Genomic DNA, 5,029 nt, shown 5'->3' with positions numbered 1-5,029 from the left:
TGGGTGCGTCAGGTGCGTTGCCCGGTCCGTTTCGCCGACGCGGTGGGTGTCCTGTCCGGTGAGGGTGTGACGGGGTGTGTGGAGGTGGGCCCCGATGCGGTGCTGACGCCGATGGCGGAGCCGGCCGCGGCCGAGGGCATGCAGCTCGTGGCGCTGCAGCGCCGCGACCGCCCGAGCGTCCAGGCGCTGCTGGCCGGGCTGGGTGAACTGTGGACGGCCGGCACAGCCGTCGACTGGAACGCCCTGTTCGCACTCCAGGGCGGCCAGGCGTGCGACCTGCCCACCTACGCCTTCCAGCACCAGCGCTACTGGTACGTGCCCGGCGGCTCCGCCAAGGGTGTCGCCGAGGCCGGTCTGACGGCCCTCGAACACCCGCTGCTGGGCGCGGTCGTCCCCCTGGCGGGCGGACAGGGCTGGACGTTCACCGCGGCGCTGGGACCCGGCACGCAGCCGTGGCTCGCCGACCACGCGGCCTCGGGCACGGCCGTGGTGCCGGGAACCGCGTTCCTGGAGCTGGTCCGGGCCGCGGGCGAACACTGCGGTGCGCACCGGGTCGAGGAACTGACCATCGAGGCCCCGCTGGCGGTACCCGAGAGCGGCGAGGTCCGCATCCAATGCGCGGTCGACCCCGAATCCCGGGTCACCGTCTACGCCCAGGCCCGCCCCGACGACCCCTGGACACGGCACGCGACGGGCATCCTGCGCCCCACAACGGGCGGCGGCCGGGCCGGCGCACCCGATCTGAGCGTATGGCCCCCGGCCGGCGCGGTCGCGGTGGACCTGGACGAGCTGCAGGAGCGGCTGTCGGACAGCGGCTTCTCCTACGGGCCCGCCTTCCAGGGGCTGCGAGCGGCCTGGCGCAGGGGCGCGGAACTGTATGTCGAGGCCGCGCTGCCCGACGAACTGCACGGCGCGGCAGGTGAGTTCGCCATCCACCCCGCGCTGCTGGACGCGGTGCTGCGGCCCGCCGGCCTCGGGGCGCTCGAGGGGCGCGAGGGGCTGCCGTTCGTGTGGAGCGGCGTGGAGCTGAACGGCCGCGGCGCGAGCGGGCTGCGCGCCCGCTTCACCCCCGCCCGGGACAACGCCGTGGCCGTGGACCTGGCCGACGAATCCGGGACAGCGCTGGGGTTCGTGGAGTCCCTCGCCCTGCGCGCCGTGACCCTGGACCACCTCACGGGCCCGCGCCTGGACTCCCTCTACCGGCTGGACTGGGTCCCCGCACCGCACGGCGCCACCACCACGCCCGGGCACGCCTGGGCCGTGCTCGGCGACGACCGGCTCGCCGCCCACCTGGGCGAGCAGGCCCGCACCTACCCCGACCTGGACAGCCTGCGCACGGCGCTGCGCTCCGGCGACCCGGTGCCCGACGTCGTCACCGTCCTCCTGGACACAGCGGACACAGCGGACACGGCAGGCACGGCGGGCGCGGCGGATGCGGTGGATGAGGCGGGCGCGGTCGGCCGGCTGCTGGGGGAGAGCCTGACCCTGGCCCAGGAGTTCCTCGCCGAGGAGCGGCTCGGCTCCGCCACGCTGGCGGCCGTGCTGTGCGGGGACGGGATCGCCCAGGCCGCCGTCTGCGGCCTGCTGCGCTCGGCCCAGCAGGAGCACCCCGGACGCTTCACCCTGCTGGAGGCGCCCGGCCACGACGCGGCCGGCGAGCCGGCCGGCTCGCTCGCCGGCGCGCTGCGCGACGCGCTCGGCCACGGGGAGCCGTGGTCGGCACTGCGCGAGGCACAAGCCCTGGTACCGCGCCTGGTCCGGGCCCCCGCCCCCGCACCGCAGCCGGACTTCGTCTCCTACGATCCGCACGGCACGACCCTGATCACCGGCGGCACCGGATCGCTCGGTGCCCTCTTCGCCCGGCACCTGGTGGCCACCCACGGGGTGCGCAAACTGCTGCTCGTCAGCCGCAGCGGCGAACAGGCCGACGGCGCGGCCGCGTTGAGGGACGAACTGACCGGGCTCGGCGCCGAGGTGAGCGTGGCCGCCTGCGACGTGTCGGACCGCTCTGCCCTGACCCGGCTGCTGGACGGCGTAGCGGACCTGACCGCCGTGGTGCACACGGCGGGCGTCGTGGACGACTGCGGCTTCACGTCCCTGACCCCCGAACGGATCGGCACCGTCCTGCGCGCCAAGGCGGACGGCGCGCTGCATCTGCACGAACTGACCCAGGACCGTCCCCTCTCGGCGTTCGTCATGTTCTCGTCCGCGGCAGGCGTCCTGGGCGGCGGCGGACAGGGCAACTACGCCGCCGCGAACGCCGTCCTGGACGCACTCGCCCGCCGCCGGCGCGCGGCGGGCCTGCCCGGCACCTCGCTGGCCTGGGGCTGGTGGGAGCAGGACGGCGGCATGACCGGCAACCTCTCACCGGCCGATGTGCAGCGGCTGACCAGGTCGGGCATGCTGCCCCTCTCGCCCGCCGAGGGCGGCGCGCTGTTCGACGCGGCCCTGCAACGGCCCGAGCCGGTCCTGGTACCGGCCCGGCTCGACCTGCGCCGGCTCAGGGAGACGGCCGGCTCGGCGTCCTTCCCGAGCGTGCTGCGCGCCCTGGCCCCGGCACCCAAGCGCGCCACCGGCCCGGGACCGGACGCCTTCCAGGCACGCATCAGGCACCTGCCGGACGCCGAGCGCCTCGAGGCGCTGCTGGTGCTCGTACGCGAACACGTCGCGACGGTGCTCGCGCACACCCCGGCGGCCGTGGAGCCCGGCCGGGGGTTCCTGGACCTCGGATTCGACTCGCTCACCGCCATGGAACTGCGCAACCGCCTCGGCGAGGTGACGGGACTGCGGCTGCCCGCCACCTTGATCTTCGACCACCCGAGCCCCCTCGCCCTGGCCCGCTACCTGGACGCGGAACTGGGCCCGGACCAGGGCGACGGGATGCAGGACGTCCACGCCGGCATCGACTCACTGGCACGGCTGCTCGCGTCCGCGAGCCCCGGCGAGACGGACCGCGGCCATGTCGTGGCCCGGCTGCGCGCCCTGTGGGCCGAATGGAGCCCCGGCTCAGGCGACGCCCCCGACCACCAGGACGTGGCCGACGCGAGCGCGGACGAACTGCTCGAACTGCTCGACGACGAGCTCGGACAAATCTGAGCCCGGCCCACCGACTCACCTGGCGGGGAACCCATGGCTGATGACCGCAAACTGATCGACTACCTCAAGCGCGCCACACTCGACCTGCGCGAGGCCAAGCGCCGTATCGACCACCTCGAGGAGGCCCGCCGCGAGCCGATCGCCATCGTCGGCATGGCGTGCCACTACCCGGGCGGCGTCGAAACCCCCGAGGAACTGTGGCACCTCGTCGACGACGGCGTCGACGCCGTCTCGGAGTTCCCCGGGGAACGCGGCTGGGACCCCTCCGCGCTCTACGACCCCGACCCCGACGCCGTCGGCCGGACGACGTCCACCCGGGGCGGCTTCCTGCACCGGGCCCACCACTTCGACCCCGCCTTCTTCGGCATCGCGCCGCGCGAGGCGCTCGCCATGGACCCCCAGCAGCGGCTGCTCCTGGAGACGTCCTGGGAGGCACTGGAAAGCGCCGGCATCCTGCCGGACGCACTGCGGGGCAGCCCGACGGGCGCGTACCTGGGCGTCATGTACAACGACTACGGCACCCGCCTGAACCCCGCCCCGGACGGCTTCGAAGGCCACCTGGCCAACGGCAGCGCGCCCAGCATGGCCTCGGGCCGCATCGCCTACACCCTCGGCCTCGAGGGCCCCGCGGTGACGCTGGACACCGCGTGCTCGTCGTCGCTGGTCGCCCTGCACCTGGCCGTGCAGTCGCTGCGCCGCGGCGAATGCGCCATGGCGCTGGCCGGCGGCGTGACCGTGATGGCCAGCCCGATCGCCTTCATCGAGTTCAGCCGCCAGCGGGGCCTCGCCCCCGACGGGCGCTGCAAGGCCTTCGCGGAGGCCGCCGACGGCACCGGCTGGGCCGAGGGCGTGGGCGTCCTCGTCCTTCAGCGTCTCTCGGACGCGCAGCGCGCGGGGCACCGGGTGCTGGCCGTGATCCGCGGCACGGCCGTCAACCAGGACGGCGCCTCCAGCGGCCTGACCGCCCCGAACGGCCCCTCGCAGCAGCGGGTGATCCGCCAGGCCTGGGCGGACGCGGGTGTGTCGGGCGCCGAGGTGGATGCCGTGGAGGCGCACGGCACCGGCACCGCCCTCGGCGACCCGATCGAAGCGCAGGCGCTGCTGGCGACCTACGGGCAGGGCCGCGACACCCAGCGCCCGCTGTGGCTGGGGTCGCTGAAGTCGAACATCGGCCACGCCCAGGCGGCGGCGGGGGTGGGCGGCATCATCAAGATGGTGCAGGCGCTGCGGCACGAGGTGCTGCCGAAGACGCTGCATGTGGACGCGCCGTCGTCGAAGGTCGACTGGTCCTCGGGTGCGGTGGAGCTGCTGACCGAGGCGCGGCCGTGGCCGCGGGGTGAGCGGCCGCGGCGGGCGGCGGTGTCCTCGTTCGGGATCAGCGGCACCAACGCCCACGTGATAGTCGAGGAGGCACCCCGGCCACCCCGGGCGCCCGATGCTCAGCCCCAGGAGCGGCCCGCCGTGGTGCCGTGGGTGGTGTCGGGCCGGACGGAGGCGGCGCTGCGGGCTCAGGCGGGCCGGCTGGCCGGGTATGTTGCTGCCCGGCCCGGCCTGGAACCGGCCGCGGTGGGACAGGCACTGAACACGACACGCACCGCGTTCGAGCGGCGTGCGGTGGTGTGGGGCCGGCAGCCGGATGAACTGCTGGCCGCCCTGACCGCCCTGGCCGAGCAGAAGAAGGCCGCGAACCTGGTCCAGGGCGCGCCGCGGCCGACGGGTGCCACCGCGGTGCTGTTCTCCGGCCAGGGTGCCCAACGTCCTGGTATGGGACGGGAGTTGTATGAGGGTTTCCCGGTGTTCGCGCGGTCGGTGGACGAGTCCTGTGCGCTGCTGGACGTCCTGCTGGAGCGTCCGGTGCGGGAGGTGATGTTCGGCGAGGGCGGCCCGCACGGTGATCCGCACGGTGATCCGGGCGGTGATCCGGAGGGTGATC

2 protein-coding genes are annotated in these 5,029 nt (G+C 74.8%); both read left to right on the top strand.

Annotation, left to right across the window (positions count from 1 at the left end; genetic code table 11):
* Positions 1 to 3,096 (top strand): type I polyketide synthase (locus tag ACFWBB_RS42325; RefSeq protein ID WP_385284562.1); only part of this gene is annotated, 3,096 nt, incomplete at its 5' end.
* Between the two features lie 33 nt (positions 3,097 to 3,129).
* Positions 3,130 to 5,029 (top strand): type I polyketide synthase (locus tag ACFWBB_RS42320; RefSeq protein WP_385284556.1); only part of this gene is annotated, 1,900 nt, incomplete at its 3' end.

The organism is Streptomyces sp. NPDC060000, from assembly GCF_042737375.1.
Lineage (GTDB): Bacteria > Actinomycetota > Actinomycetes > Streptomycetales > Streptomycetaceae > Streptomyces.
The sequence above is the reverse complement of the archived record's forward strand: the minus strand, read 5'-3'. Positions and strand labels throughout refer to the sequence as shown.